The organism is Nostoc sp. 2RC, assembly GCF_014222165.1.
In the GTDB taxonomy this organism is placed as follows: Bacteria; Cyanobacteriota; Cyanobacteriia; order Cyanobacteriales; family Nostocaceae; genus Nostoc; species Nostoc linckia.
Genome location: NZ_JACKZU010000208.1, coordinates 1 through 14,222 on the forward strand (window position 1 = coordinate 1; position 14,222 = coordinate 14,222).

The window sequence follows — 14,222 nt, forward strand, 5'->3', positions numbered from 1 at the left end:
TATCAGTATTTATATAAAATCTATGTTTTAAGTCTTCGTTCATATCTCAGTCTAATAAATAAAAAATAATTACAGTCATACCAGATAGGTCGCGAACAAAAATTATGATAACGAACCGCAAAGTACGCTAAGTACACAAAGAAAGATAAGAAAGAAGATGTTCGCAAACAATTTAGTATCGCTATATAATTCATTATTGCACTCAATGGGTTGCAATATCTAAATGATGAAATTACTGAACCATTAGCTGCAAAGCAGAAGCTATATTCAGTGTTTAAGAATATGGGTGCATCTAGTATTGATTATGAATCAGCCGACAACAAAATCTTGGCAAGAAGTTCTCGCTACTTTTAAAAAGATTTGGGGTTATGAAGATTTCCGTCCGCCACAGGGAGAAATTGTCAGCAGTTTGTTAGCCGAAAAAGATGCGCTGATTATTATGCCCACAGGGGGAGGTAAGTCAATTTGTTTTCAACTTCCCGCACTGCTACAAACAGGATTAACTTTAGTAGTTTCTCCCTTGGTGGCGTTGATGGAAAATCAAGTACAGGAACTACGAGAAAACCACCAAAAAGCGGCACTTTTGCATAGTGAATTACCTTCATCTCAACGCCGTGCAACTCTGCAAGCTTTGGAGAGACAGCAGCTAAGATTGTTGTATTTATCGCCAGAAACTTTGTTGAGTGTGCCAGTGTGGGAAAGATTAACTCAGCCGCAATTGCAAATTAATGGTTTGATTTTGGACGAAGCTCATTGTTTAGTGCAGTGGGGTGATACTTTTCGCCCAGCTTACCGCAGATTAGGGGCAGTACGTCCGGCATTGCTCAAATCAAAACCACCAGGAACAAAAATCTGCATTGCAGCTTTTACCGCCACTGCTGACCCCTTAGCCCAAAAAACTATTCAAACAGTTTTACAATTACAGCAACCAGAGATTTTTCGCCTCAATCCTTACCGTTCTAATTTGCATCCCAGCGTTCGCATTGCTTGGACGCCAAGAGGTAGGAAACAACAATTATTAAAATTTATTCAAAATAGACCGCAACAATCGGGATTAGTTTATGTCCGCACTCGGCGAGATAGTGAAGATTTAGCCAAATGGTTAGCAGACATGGGTTATGCCACGGCGAGTTACCATGCAGGGTTGGGTGCAACAGAACGCCGTGCAGTGGAAGCTAGTTGGTTGAGTGGTAAAATGCCATTTGTGGTTTGCACCTGTGCGTTCGGAATGGGGATTAACAAAAGTAATGTGCGGTGGGTTGTGCATTTTCAGCCGCCACATCTGCTTTCAGAATATGTGCAAGAAATAGGGCGCGCAGGAAGGGACGGAAAACCAGCCGAAGCCTTGACACTGGTGAGTGAACCAACAGGGTGGTTAGATCCTGAAGATAAGCAAAGACAGCAGTTTTTTCAAGAACAAATGCGATCGCAACAACAAATAGCGCAGCAACTGATGAAAAAATTACCAAAACAGGGAGAAGTAAACCAAGTAACTCGACAATTTCCCGAAGCTGCTACAGCCTTGGCTTTACTCCATAGTAACGGTCAACTAAACTGGCTTGACCCTTTTCACTACACTATTGAAGAAAAAGCGAAACATCAGCCAGCGACGCAATTACACGCCGCCAAACAAATGCATCAATATCTCACAAGCAAGCAGTGTCGTTGGCAGTTTTTGTTAAACGCCTTTGGTTTTGGTAAAGACGCAGCCAACTGGCGTTGCGGACATTGCGATAATTGTCGTTAACGTTGGTTTATCACAATACAGTTCAGATAAGACCAAAATACTTGTAGAGAAGGCGATTTATCGCGTCTCCCCTCTTTGATGCAATTCTCCCGGTTAGTAGTAGGCCAAGGCAACTTGGTTCTTTAAAGGGCAAAGGGGAAAGGGAAAAGCTTTTTATCCCTTTCCCTTTACCCTTTAACCTTTACCCAACCTCCACCTAACATTTTTGGGTTGGCAGACTACTAGGTTCACCCAATCGGATGAATTATCATTTTTACCAGCAAGTGACAATAGGGTAGTCAAGATAATTCGTAATTGCTACTCCACGAGATTAATCCCCTGACTGAAAACCACGAAAAATGGTTATTTTGAGTCATTACCCAATTAAGGGCTGAAACTATAATAAATTAATTACGAATTACCAATTACGAATTATGAATTAGAAATTATTCACTTAACTAGAGGATAAAAATATGTCATCTGCAACAGCAACTTCACTACCACCCTTGATTTTACGTGAAATTCTCTTTGGAAATCCTGAAAAAACTAGCCCAAGACTATCGCCAGACGGCAAATATTTGGCATACATCGCCCCCAATGAACAAAATGTTTTGCAAGTATGGTTGCGAACTGTGGGACAAGAAGACGACCAAATACTCACTGCGGATAAAAAACGAGGTATTCGCGCTTTTTTTTGGACTTATAACACCAATGAGTTGATTTACATGCAGGACTCAGACGGTGATGAAAACTTCCACCTCTACTTAGTTAATACTGACTCAAAGATTGTGCGTGATTTAACACCATTTCAGGGTGTAAAAGTAGGCTTTGTAGATATAGAACCCAAGTTTCCAGACCAAGTATTAGTAGGTTTGAACTTGAACAATCCGCAAAAGTTCGATGTTTACCGGATCGACTTAAAAAATGGTGCAGTAGAATTCGACACTGACAATCCAGGTAATATTATCAGTTGGACAGCGGATGCTGATTTCCAAGTACGTGCAGCAATAGCTAGTACTCCTGATGGTGGTTACGATTTGTTATTACGGGAAACCACGGATAAAGAGTGGGATGTTCTCCGTCACTGGGGACTAGAAGAACAAGGGAATTCTGTTAGCTTCTCGGCTGATGGCAAAACACTTTATATTGAAGGCAGTCACGATGCTAACGCCCAACGTCTGCTAGCTGTTGACTTAGATACCCGTGAAGAAACAGCGATCGCCCAAGATGAGCAGTATGATGTTATGGGGATAGTCATTCAGCCTGTAACACGAGTTATCCAAGCAGTTTCTTTCTACAAAGATAAACAGGAGTGGCAGGTAATTGACGAAAGTATCGCCGCTGATTTTGCAGAAATCGCCAAGGTGCGTCCTGGGGAGTTCTCTTTAGTTAGCCGCGACTTAGAAGATAAAAACTGGCTAGTGGCTTATAACACTGATGATGGCCCAGTTTATTACAATGCCTATAACCGAGAGTCAAAAACTAGCACTTTCCTTTTTAGCAACCAACCCAAACTCGAAGGGTTGCAGTTAGCTTCAATGCAACCGATTTCCTACGAGGCGCGGGATGGTTTGACTATCCACGGTTACCTGACAACTCCTGTGGGTATACCCAGCGAAAATTTACCAACAGTACTGCTGGTTCACGGCGGCCCTTGGGCGCGGGATACGTGGGGTTTAGATCCGGAAGCCCAATGGCTAGCTAACCGGGGTTACGCCGTTCTGCAAGTCAATTTTCGGGGTTCCACTGGTTATGGTAAAGCATTCCTGAATGCTGGAAACAGGGAATGGGCTGCTAAAATGCACGATGATTTGATTGACGCTGTTAACTGGTTATTAGAAAAAGGTATTTCTGACCCCCAGAAGATTGCAATTATGGGCGGTTCTTATGGTGGTTACGCAACTCTAGTGGGATTGACTTTTACACCAGAAGTTTTTGCTGCTGGCGTGGATATTGTCGGCCCCAGTAACTTGATGACTTTGGTACAAACTATCCCGCCTTATTGGGAACCACTCAAGGCGATGTTTTATCACCGAGTTGGTAATTTAGAAACAGAAGCAGAATTTTTGAAATCGCGATCGCCTTTATTTTTCGTTGACAAAATTCAAAAACCTTTACTCATCGGTCAAGGTGCCAACGATCCGCGAGTTAAACAGGCAGAAAGCGACCAAATTGTCAACGCAATGCAACAAGCTGGTTTACCAGTGAAATATGTACTTTACCCCGACGAAGGACATGGTTTTGCCAGACCAGAAAATCGTTTGCATTTTTTTGCGATCGCTGAAGAATTTCTCGCCAAATATTTAGGTGGCAGATTTGAACCGTTGACAGATATTCCAGGTCATTCAGGAATAGTTAAATAAAACCTCATGCATGGTGGTTAGTGTTAATTCACCGACCACCTGAATATTTTTAATCTGAGAAAAATTCATACATATAACAACTGATTTCTAATTTCATCAGCCGTTAGTGTGCTTACCAGAATACCAATCCGTTGCGCGACTTCATAAGCATTTTTTTGAGGCACAACGATAATTCCAAAATGTTCTTTATTCTCCTCTATATACTGGAGATGCAACCGCTCAAAATCGACACGGTTATGTGTCAGGATACATCTGCTCATAGAACTTGCAAATTCCAGTTGCTCGCGGTCAGTTTTGCCGAGGGTTGCTTGTTCGGGAACAGTTGTAACATCCAGACCGCGTGAGCGTAACAGCGTAGCAACCAACGCTGACATGTCCTCATCGCTGTAAAGTGCAGCATAGACTGTCACGATTTGCCCAATATAGCTTTTACAGATGGATGTATTAATTCATCAGGTACTCGGTTTCGCTCAATGTATTCATTAATCTCGGCTTGATGATCGAGATAAAAACTCAAGGCATCAAACACTTGTGCCAGGGTTAGATGTGGCAAATGGTTCAGGATTTCTTCTGGCATAATCCCCAATCGCCACAAACCGACAATGGCACGAACAGATGTCCGAGTACCTATAATAATCGGCTCTCCACTCAAAATTTCAGGGTTACGGGTAACGTAACGCGACGAGGTTTCAGCAAACATAGAACCAATCAGTCAGCGGAACTGGTGTTGCCTCTAGTTTACCAATAGTTAGTATTATTTTGAGTTCTCTTTAAATAAAATAACTATTGATTTTTAGGCTAGTTTAACCAATGTAGATAACAGTTACAGAGCTTAACCACGACTTTGCTACAATCGGTTTTCAGAAGAATAAATTAAAATTTTAGCTAAAAATGGATAAAATAAATTAAAATAGTCTGCAAGTAGCGGGGCGAATAATAATGTCCTCCGAACCCAGTGAATTAGATAAAAAGATTCAGTCAGCAGTGGAACTGACTCAAAAAATTACTAAAGAATTAAAACAAATATCAAAACCAAAGTTAGAACAAGCCTCAGAAGAATTAAATTCAATAATTGAAAATAATGAGAATGAAGAAGAAGAGCGAACCTTACAAGCAGAGATTAAACGCGAAGCAAGAAGAGAAGAAATCAGAAAACAATGGAAGCGGTATTAGTCTAAAACACTTTATTTATCTAGATAGAAACCGTCTAAATTCATATTCATCTCAATTGGAAGATGGAATAATTCAAATAAGAAGATTAACAGAGAATTTAGGAAATAAAACTGCTGATGTACATGGAGAGAGATATACGGAAAAAATAGAAGAAGAAGCAAGAGATATAGAGTTTACTCTAGGGCCAAAGAACCTTATGGGGGGAGTATCAGGGAAAGGAAATGATAAGATCACTAAAAAAGAAGGATATAAAGAAGGTGCAAAAACAGTAACGGACGAATCATCGGAAAGCTTTTCACAAGATAAAATTGATTATCATAACACTTATTTAATATTTGAAAAAGAATTAATTACAAAAGGTATTTTAAAAGAAATTTTTCATGAAGAGCAATTAAAACAGTATGCATCTTTAATTAAAATTACGGGAACATCAAAATTTTTTGATTGGAATTCGTTACTAAAAATTTTTGATGAATTTGGAAATGTGATAGCCAATAATTCTCTTCCAGAAGAAGCATTGCAAGCAGATGCAATGAAACTAATATTGCAAACAGTGAAATTATTCTCACTAGGTGAAATTACTTTGCACACGAAAATAGGAGATTCAATTTTAATTAGCTCTCTTAATGTTGAAAATTTATGCATTACAAAAGATCAACTACGTTCAACATACGTAATGCCGGGGGATGTAGAAACAACTATTGTTGGATTTGTACCAAAACGAAGAATAGAACAAACTACATTTCCTGGATTGGCAGGAACTTTAAACATGGCTGACTTATGGACTCAAATGGCAGGAGAAGTTCAAACAGTCATCGACCCATTAGCAATCTATACGGAAATACATATCTAAAAAAATCATATTTCAAATATTCCTCAAGCGTTAGATATTTGCCAGCGATCGCAGTCATATTACGTCAGCAGAAGTTACGTACTGATAGTTTACCAAATTCATCAATCCCAATTTATTATTCAAAACCACAGATAGTTCATCAGTATTTATCTGTGGTTCTCTTGTTATGTAATTAAGTTTTGCAAAATATTTAGTATGCGCCTGCTGTTTTTAAAGCGATCGCTTACTTAAAATTGTTGCAAAAACCGTAAATCGCTGGCATATAAACGACGAATATCATCAATTTGATGTAATACCATTGCAAAGCGTTCTACACCAAAACCCGCAGCAAACCCAGTATAAATTTCTGGGTCATAACCCACCGATTTCAATACATTTGGATCGACCATACCGCAACCCATCACTTCCAGCCACCGACCATTCCATTGCAAATCGACTTCAGCCGAAGGTTCTGTAAACGGGAAATAACTGGCGCGGAAGCGAATCGGTAAATCGCCAAATATTGATTGTAAAAATACCTTAATTGTGCCTTTAAGGTCAGTAAAAGTTAATCCTTCATCAATGGCTAAAAGTTCTATTTGATGGAAAACTGCTGAGTGGGTGGCATCTACATTATCTCGCCGATAAACTCGCCCTGGAGCCACAACCCGAATTGGTGGTTCCTCTCTTTCCATATAGCGAATTTGCACTGACGAAGTGTGAGTCCGTAGCAGATTGCCATCTGGCAGGTAAAAAGTATCCTGCATATCACGCGCTGGATGGTCGGGCGGGGTATTAAGCGCCTCGAAATTGTAGTAATCTGTTTCCATCTCTGGGCCTTGAGCCACGGTGTAGCCCATACCGACAAAGATATCCAGCGCCCGGTCAATAATGCCATTCAGGGGATGAATCCGACCTTGGGGGCGGTAAATTCCCGGCATACTGACATCGAGAGTTTCAGCCTCTAGCTGGGAGCGAATTTGTGCGGCTTCCAGGGCGGCGCGTTGCTGGTCTAGACTAGTTTGCAGGGACTCTTTGACTGTATTGGCGATCGCGCCAATAATCGGTCGTTCCTCTGCACTCAGTTGCCCCATACTCCGCAACAGCGCCCCTAGTTCCCCTTTTTTGCCCAAATAGCTAACTCTGAGTTCTTCTAGACGTTCTAAGGTATCAGCAGCGGCGATCGCTTGTTCTCCTTGGTGCCGCAGTGCTAAAAGTTGAGCTTCTAAATTGCTAGTCATTAGTCATTAGTCATTGGTCATTGGTCATTAGTCATTAGTCTATAGTCAAAAGCTGTGAACTGCTCGATAAATAAAGTTATACCCATGCATTAGAGACTTCCAAATAAAAAAATATTCCACAGAAGACTAGACCTCTTGCAAAAGTATCTTTTGCAAGAGGTAGAGAAAAGGAAAAATCTATCCCTTTCCCCTTTAACCTTTCCCCTTTCCCCGACTTCTGCAAGAAGTCCACTGTTGACACTCAGCAGTCAACGACCCCAAGGGCAATAATTTATTTTTTGGAGTTTCGTTGCTTGATACTTGTGATGACTGCCATTGACAAATGACTAATGACCAATGACAAATAACTAATGACAAATGACCAATGACCAATGTCTATGAAATTACTAATTAGCAACGATGATGGTATTTCTGCTGTAGGTATTCGTACCCTTGCTAACTATTTAGCACAAGCAGGCCATGATGTCACGGTAGTTTGTCCAGACCGAGAGCGATCGGCTACTGGACATGGATTAACTATGCACCAGCCAATTCGCGCCGAAATTGTGGAATCATTTTTCGATCCGGCTGTGAAAGCTTGGGCTTGCGATGGTACGCCTTCAGATTGCGTCAAATTGGCGCTGTGGGCTTTGCTGGAGACTCCCCCAGATTTCGTTCTCTCTGGCATCAATCAAGGTGCCAATTTAGGAACAGAAATTTTATATTCTGGTACTGTTTCTGCGGCAATGGAAGGTTTAATTGAAGGCATTCCCAGTATAGCTATGAGTCTTACCAGCCGTACCTCAAAAAACTTTCAACCTGCTGCTAAGTTTGCCAAAATTCTCCTAGACCAGTTAGCCGAAAAACCACTGCCAGATTTGATGTTACTTAATGTCAATATTCCTGCTGTTGAGTGGGAAGAAATTGCTGGAGTAACACTCACCCGTCAAGGAGTGCGGCGTTACATAGATGTATTCGATAAACGAGTCGATCCTCGTGGAAAAACTTACTACTGGTTAACTGGAGAAGTCATTGAAGATGTGGAACCACCAATTGGCTTAAATTTACCACAAAATGTACCCACAGACGTACATGTTGTACGTAATAACTACATCAGTGTAACTCCCTTACAGTACAATCTGACCTACGCAACTGGAATAGATAAATTATCTCAATGGCAATTCAAATTTCCCTGAACTATTGAATTATTAGGAAAGAATTGGAATTAATTAAATGCATCGCATGAAAATGTAGGCTATAACTTAGGGGCACCCTTGAGATAACGGATACACATACATCTAAAAAAGTTGAAAATCATAGCCTAGAGTACCTCATCGATATTTACACAATCAGCCAGAAACAGGGTATGCTGTTTTACCAAGAAATCTTCCCTTTAATCCCATCCCAAACAAATTTGGCCAGACAGCATAAACTTAAACCAAACAAGTAACAATTTTTTCATTTATCGCCCGCTCAGTCCAGCAAGCAACACCCATGTCTAGGATAGAGAATCAATTTACCGTGCAATTTTGGGGGGTTCGCGGCAGCATCCCCAGTCCAGGGCCACACACCGTTCGCTACGGCGGTAATACCCCTTGCGTTGAGATGCAAGTGGGCGGTAAACGCTTAATTTTCGATGGTGGCACGGGATTACATGTTTTGGGGCAATCTTTATTGCGCCAGATGCCATTAGAAGCTCATATATTTTTCACCCATTCCCACTGGGATCATATGCAGGGTTTTCCCTTCTTTGTTCCAGGGTTTGTTAGGGGGAATGACTTTCATATTTACGGTGCCATCGCTCCTGATGGTTCTACCATAGAACAGCGCCTCAACGACCAGATGCTGCACCCGAATTTTCCAGTGCCCTTACAAATCATGCAAGCCAATTTAAGTTTCCATGATATTCGACCGGGGCAACCAATAAATATCGATGATATTAACGTGGAAACAGCACCTTTAAATCATCCGGGTGAAGCCGTAGGATATCGAGTCAATTGGCGCGATGGTGCTGCTGTTTATATTACTGATACCGAACATTTTCCTGACCGACTCGACGAAAATGTGCTTTGGCTGGCTCGTAATGCCGATATTTTAATTTACGATTCCACCTACACTGACGAAGAATATCACTCGCCCACATCCCCAAAAATTGGCTGGGGACATTCAACCTGGCAAGAAGCTGTGAAAGTAGCACAAGCGGCTAATGTCAAAACTTTGGTAATTTATCACCATGACCCAGCCCACAATGATGACTTTTTAGATCGCGTAGGAAAACAAGCAGCTGCAAAATTCCCTGGTGCTATCATGGCACGGGAAGGAATCATACTCCAAGTTTCCACCTCAGCTTCCTTATCAGAATCTTTTCCTGTTAGCAAGTTTTCTGTCTAAAGGTTGCGATCGAATCAATTGTAGATTTTAGATTAGATTGGTGATCAGAAGCTTTCAGCAGAAAATTGTACCTGTTGGCTATGGCTTAGTCATTGACCAAACATGGCATGGGGCATAGGGCATTGGTTATTCACTAATGACCAATGACTAATGACTGATGACTAAATGACTGATAGCTTAAATAAACCTAAAATCTCAAAATCCACGTGCTAAATTTGTCTCAAAATGGGTGTTCTGTGTGGGTTGCCTCTTCCAGCGAAGGGCTACTAACGCCGACTGCTGTTGCACTTGGCAAATTTGATGGCGTACATCTCGGTCATCAAAGGGTAATTGAGCCAATATTGCACGCTGGTGGTCAGTTGTCAGTAGCTGATAGTCCACAGTCTCATGAAAGTCCACAACTGACAAATCAACAACATATTTACTCGACAGTTGTCACCTTTCATCCCCACCCACAGGAGTTTTTTACGGGGCAACCCCGGACTTTGTTAACGCCACTCGATGAAAAAGTCCAACAATTGCGATCGCTGGGAGTAGAGCAACTGGTATTATTACCCTTCGACAAAGAATTATCTGCTTTGACCCCTGAAGACTTTGTCGAAAAAATTCTCGTCCAACAACTCCAATGCCAGCGAATTAGTATTGGGGAAGATTTTTGTTTTGGCAAAAAGCGCAGTGGTACTGCTAAAGATTTGCAATTACTTGCCGCCAAATACAATATTCCTGTCACCATCGTTCCCTTACAAATTTATACAGGTGACTTTTCTAGCCAAAGCAGTCACACAATTAATACTCCAAGTCTGGACGCCCGCATTAGCACTTCATTCATCCGCCAAACCCTTGAACATGGGGATATCGAAAACGCAAATCTCCTACTAGGACGCCCCTACACCCTCCTTGGTTTAGTCGTTCAAGGACAGCAATTGGGCAGAACCATAGGCTTTCCCACCGCTAACCTCCAGCTACCAAAAGAAAAGTTTTTGCCCTGCCAAGGAGTTTATGCTGTGCGAATTTTCACTCTCAGTGAAACACCAGATTTATCCCCCAGCAAGAACATAGGCGTTATGAATATCGGTAACCGCCCAACAGTAAGCGGTGTTTCTACATCTGTGGAAGTACATTTGTTCGATTGGTCTGGCGATTTGTATGGTAAACAACTCGCTGTAGAACTAGTCAAATTTTTACGCCCCGAACAAAAATTTCCTTCTCTCGAAGCCCTGAAAACACAAATTCAACTTGACTGCATAGCAGCTAGGCAAGTTCTTAGTGCTGAGTGGGAACAATAGATTGGGCATTGGGCATTGGGCATTGGGCATTGGGCATGGGTTATTAATTCATCTGTTCCGCTTCCTTATCTCCCCCACTCCTCACTTCCTATTTCCCATACCCGATGCCCCATTCCCCATTCCCCACACCGCATGAGAGAAAAAATTGACGCTTTAACACAAAATCTCGCTCTTGCCATTGTTGGTAAAACTGAGGCAATACGCTTAGTGCTGGTAGCGCTGCTAGGTGGTGGCCATGCCCTTTTAGAAGATGTCCCTGGTGTTGGTAAAACCCTACTTGCTAAATCTTTAGCTCGTTCAGTGGATGGCAAGTTTCAAAGGCTACAATGTACCCCTGATTTATTGCCAACAGACATCACTGGTACGAACATCTGGAACCCCAAAACCAGTGAATTTAGTTTTCTTCCTGGGCCAGTTTTTGCCAATGTACTACTTGCTGACGAAATCAACCGCGCCACACCCCGCACTCAGTCAGCGTTGCTGGAAGTTATGGAAGAACATCAGGTAACAGTGGATGGTGTCTCTCGTACAGTTCCTCAACCGTTTTTTGTTATCGCTACTCAAAACCCTATCGAGTACCAAGGTACTTTTCCCCTGCCAGAAGCACAAATGGATAGGTTTATGCTGTCGTTGAGTTTGGGCTATCCTTCCGAGTCAGAAGAACTCCAGATGCTGCAAAATCTCCAAAATAGTGTTCAAGTTACTGATTTGCAGCCTTGTATTACCTTGGCAGAAGTACAAGAATTGCGTTTTCTCTGTTCTCAAGTCAAAGTGGCAACTTCTTTGCAACAGTACATTCTCGAATTGGTGCGGGCGACACGCCAAGATGAGGAAATCGCCCTTGGTGTCAGTCCCCGTGGCACTGTAGCATTACAACGAGCTGCCCAAGCACTAGCTTTTCTATTAGGGCGTGATTATGCTATTCCCGATGATGTGAAATTTCTCGTGCCTTACGTTATTTGCCATCGCCTCATTCCTAGAGGAGGACGCAATTCTAGAACTGTTGTTGAGCGATTATTGCGTTCAGTTCCTATTCCTTAAAAACAATCCTACAGATACCTTTGTAACTGTATTTATTGGTGTGAAGGATATTTATTTGCGCTACTTCATAACAGTCATCCTTCGCACCTTGTTTACCAGGAAAAGCCAGCTACAAAATTGCGATCGCTTTCATAATTTACCGATCGCCTTTAGATTTGAGCGTGTTAGAATCTCTTACACAATGAGGTAGACAAGAGATGAAAGCGAACAACTGAGTATAAAATATTAAACACAGCAAATTATGATATAACAACCAATTCATGACAGATGATAGAAGTCACTTAAGAACCACTTTTAATCAAGTGGCGCTGCTGTACGATCGAGTACGACCAGGATATCCAGAGGCGCTTTTTGACGATGTGGTGTCTCTATCAAGAATCAATCCAGAAGGAAGGATATTAGAGATTGGTTGTGGTACTGGTCAAGCAACTGTACCTTTTGCACGTCTGGGTTATCGTATACTTTGCATTGAGTTGGGTAAGAATCTCGCTACAGTTGCCCAAAAAAACCTGGCTGCTTATTCGCAAGTAGAAGTGCGTAATACCCCTTTCGAGGATTGGGTAATAGAAGAAAATGCTTTTGATTTAGTGATTTCGGCAACTGCTTTTCATTGGCTTGACCCAACTATTGCCTACAAAAAAACGGCTCTTGCCCTCAGATCTAAAGGAGCGATCGCGCTATTTTGGAATGAACATGTATATAGTGACGCTAGTAATGGCTTCTTTGAAGAAGTACAAAAGCTATATCAAAGTTTAGCTCCTGAACTGGTTAAAGACGATGAGCCTCCTTTGCGTGAGAAGAAAGTTCCTAATAAAACAGGTGAGATTGAGCAAACAGGTTTGTTTGGTGAGGTAACATATCGCTCTTATCGATGGGATGCAACGTATAACACTGCAAATTATCTCGGACTTTTAAATACTTACTCAGGTCATTTAAATTTAGATAGCCTTAAAAAGGAGCGTTTTTTTAATGCGATCGCCCAATTAATTGATACTAAATTTAATGGTGAAATTACCAAAGGTTACTTAACTACTTTGTATGTAGCCCATCGATTGTAATCTTATTAAAGACTAAATCATATTTGCAAATAGCAATATCTTAAAATAACGGAAAAAGATACTTTTTGATTTGGACGTTCCGCTCATTGTCGAGGTGGCAATGATGCAATATTAATATCTAAAAAGGTAAAATTTATGGTTATCGATTAATTTATAAACTTGAATCATCTACAAGTATTTTGTTATTAACAATTTATTCCAAATCTGACAGAGAAGATATTCATGCAAATGAAATCCGCAATATTGTAGCTGATTTTTTTAGTGAGTAAGCTTAAAGAACTGCCAAGAAATTTTTTCTTGTATAATCAGCAGTACTATAGTGTAAAAATATCTTGATTAAATTTGATTAATGTACCTCTAAAATGCGATCGCCATATCTTTGAGCAAAATTACTTAACCGTAATTTGAAACACTTCTAATACTCCGTAAGTCCTATGATTAACACAAGCGCCACTTCTAGAAATCTGGGAATGTGAGGAATGTCAATTTTTGTTAAGTGGAAATTTCGTAATGGCGAAAAGCGATCGCTAAGCCAACGTCAAGTACTACAACAAAGCGCCGAACGGGAATTCAAACGTCAATTTTTCGGTTTACTTTTGGTAATTATCACCTGGAGTCTAGCTATGGGCTGGCTTTTAGCTTTGGTAACTAACGCCCAAAGTGCCACTCCTCCTGCCGAAATTGGCACAGTTGATGTCATCCCTCCACAATATCAATTAGGGCAAGAACTGTATTTAGAAAATTGCTCCACATGTCACATCGCCTTACCACCAGCCGTTTTTCCCACCCAAACTTGGAAAAATCTTCTGGAAGACTCCCAGCACTACGGCACACAACTCAGGCCTTTAGTTGATCCGCCCCGGATTCTAGTGTGGAAATATCTTTTGACTTTCTCCCGCGTCCAACTTAACGACGAAGAAACACCCTATCGTTTGAATAATTCCCGTTATTTCAAAGCTTTGCATCCTGGAATTAAGCTACCACGTCCCCTAGAAATTGGCAGTTGTGTCAGTTGTCATCCTAGTGCTAGTGACTACAACTTCCGTCGCCTTAGTCGAGAGTGGGAGAAATGAGGGGGATGAGGAGATGGGGAGACTTGTACTGAGCGGAGCCGAAGTATGGGGAGGTGGGG

General features: G+C 41.4%; 13 protein-coding genes. 10 read left to right on the top strand and 3 right to left on the bottom strand.

What is annotated here, in order from left to right; all coding sequences use genetic code 11:
* The first annotated feature begins 304 nt into the window (after window positions 1–304).
* Together GNE10_RS21455 and GNE10_RS21460 are read left to right on the top strand one after the other, a co-directional pair.
* Window positions 305–1,747 carry an ATP-dependent DNA helicase RecQ gene (locus GNE10_RS21455; RefSeq protein ID WP_185566894.1) on the top strand — a complete coding sequence of 481 codons (1,443 nt, stop codon included), beginning with the start codon at window positions 305–307 and terminating at the stop codon, window positions 1,745–1,747.
* A gap of 452 nt (window positions 1,748–2,199) precedes the next feature.
* Entirely contained in the window at window positions 2,200–4,089 is a 1,890-nt protein-coding gene (locus GNE10_RS21460; protein ID WP_185566895.1) for a S9 family peptidase, read from the top strand.
* A gap of 65 nt (window positions 4,090–4,154) precedes the next feature.
* Here GNE10_RS21460 and GNE10_RS21465 read toward each other — a convergent pair whose 3' ends face one another.
* Both GNE10_RS21465 and GNE10_RS21470 read right to left on the bottom strand, forming a co-directional pair.
* Window positions 4,155–4,499 carry a DUF5615 family PIN-like protein gene (locus tag GNE10_RS21465; protein ID WP_185566896.1) on the bottom strand — a complete coding sequence of 115 codons (345 nt, stop codon included), beginning with the start codon at window positions 4,497–4,499 and terminating at the stop codon, window positions 4,155–4,157.
* On the bottom strand, window positions 4,496–4,789 hold the full coding sequence (locus GNE10_RS21470) for a DUF433 domain-containing protein (RefSeq protein WP_099067084.1): 294 nt from the start codon (window positions 4,787–4,789) through the stop codon (window positions 4,496–4,498). The genes GNE10_RS21465 and GNE10_RS21470 overlap by 4 nt, the downstream gene beginning before the upstream one ends.
* A 239-nt stretch (window positions 4,790–5,028) precedes the next feature.
* Here GNE10_RS21470 and GNE10_RS21475 point away from each other — a divergent pair, with 239 nt between their 5' ends.
* Complete coding sequence (locus tag GNE10_RS21475; protein WP_185566897.1) at window positions 5,029–5,262, top strand: hypothetical protein; 234 nt, start codon at window positions 5,029–5,031, stop codon at window positions 5,260–5,262.
* Entirely contained in the window at window positions 5,177–6,115 is a 939-nt protein-coding gene (locus GNE10_RS21480) for a hypothetical protein (protein WP_185566898.1), read from the top strand. The genes GNE10_RS21475 and GNE10_RS21480 overlap by 86 nt, the downstream gene beginning before the upstream one ends.
* Window positions 6,116–6,342: 227 nt before the next feature.
* Here the strand turns inward: GNE10_RS21480 and pheS are convergent, their stop codons facing one another.
* Complete coding sequence (pheS, locus tag GNE10_RS21485) at window positions 6,343–7,335, bottom strand: phenylalanine--tRNA ligase subunit alpha (protein ID WP_099067083.1); 993 nt, start codon at window positions 7,333–7,335, stop codon at window positions 6,343–6,345.
* Between the two features lie 377 nt (window positions 7,336–7,712).
* On the opposite strand from pheS, the gene surE reads away from it, so the two are divergent.
* The 6 genes from surE to GNE10_RS21515 all read left to right on the top strand — a co-directional run bounded on the left by surE (window position 7,713) and on the right by GNE10_RS21515 (window position 14,163).
* Complete coding sequence (gene surE, locus GNE10_RS21490) at window positions 7,713–8,510, top strand: 5'/3'-nucleotidase SurE (RefSeq protein ID WP_185566899.1); 798 nt, start codon at window positions 7,713–7,715, stop codon at window positions 8,508–8,510.
* Between the two features lie 298 nt (window positions 8,511–8,808).
* Window positions 8,809–9,705 carry an MBL fold metallo-hydrolase gene (locus GNE10_RS21495; protein ID WP_099067081.1) on the top strand — a complete coding sequence of 299 codons (897 nt, stop codon included), beginning with the start codon at window positions 8,809–8,811 and terminating at the stop codon, window positions 9,703–9,705.
* A 206-nt stretch (window positions 9,706–9,911) separates the two neighbouring features.
* Window positions 9,912–10,991, top strand: coding sequence for a bifunctional riboflavin kinase/FAD synthetase (locus tag GNE10_RS21500; protein WP_185566900.1), 1,080 nt, complete (start codon window positions 9,912–9,914; stop codon window positions 10,989–10,991).
* Between the two features lie 132 nt (window positions 10,992–11,123).
* A complete protein-coding gene (locus tag GNE10_RS21505) occupies window positions 11,124–12,032 on the top strand; it encodes a MoxR family ATPase (protein ID WP_185566901.1) in 909 nt (302 codons plus the stop codon).
* A 260-nt stretch (window positions 12,033–12,292) separates the two neighbouring features.
* A complete protein-coding gene (locus GNE10_RS21510) occupies window positions 12,293–13,090 on the top strand; it encodes a bifunctional 2-polyprenyl-6-hydroxyphenol methylase/3-demethylubiquinol 3-O-methyltransferase UbiG (RefSeq protein WP_185566902.1) in 798 nt (265 codons plus the stop codon).
* 479 nt (window positions 13,091–13,569) lie between these two features.
* Window positions 13,570–14,163, top strand: coding sequence for a cytochrome C (locus tag GNE10_RS21515; protein ID WP_185566903.1), 594 nt, complete (start codon window positions 13,570–13,572; stop codon window positions 14,161–14,163).
* The last annotated feature ends 59 nt before the right edge of the window (window positions 14,164–14,222 follow it).